General features: G+C 65.2%; 1 pseudogene. It reads right to left on the bottom strand.

Going from position 1 to position 391, the window contains the following annotated elements:
* Positions 1 to 302: 302 nt before the first annotated feature.
* Positions 303 to 391 (bottom strand): annotated as a pseudogene (locus KTN05_RS17905) (ATP-binding protein); the annotation flags it as partial.

Raw genomic sequence — 391 nt, 5'->3', positions numbered from 1 at the left:
ATCGGCGATGGCCGCCAGCGTCACGCCCGGCCGCGCGCTGCGCTACGCCGGGGCTCCGCGCGCGGCCTCCTACACCAACCGCTGGGACACTGCCTTCTGTGGGCTGCGCTGGCCTTGTCCCTCCGAGGTAGACGAGGCGTAGAAGGGCAGACCGGTCTTGTCAGAGGAACGGTCTGAGCTATGTTGATTTCCACCCGGAGCTGACCCAGGTTTTCCATCGAGAACTGACCCACCCTCAGGTTGTGCTTCGTGGGTGAGGCTTGGGTCAAGGTCTGGCCGGCCTCCTTCGTTTTCCCGGCGGCTGCGGCTGAGCTTGCCTTGAAGCGGAAGCTGTCGTTTCCGGTCTCCAGGATGTGACAGCGGTGGGTGAGGCGATCGAGTAGCGCGGTGG

The organism is Paracoccus sp. Z118, from assembly GCF_019061185.1.
Lineage (GTDB): Bacteria > Pseudomonadota > Alphaproteobacteria > Rhodobacterales > Rhodobacteraceae > Paracoccus.
Note: the sequence above shows the minus strand (reverse complement) of the source record. Positions and strands in the feature narration are given on the sequence as shown.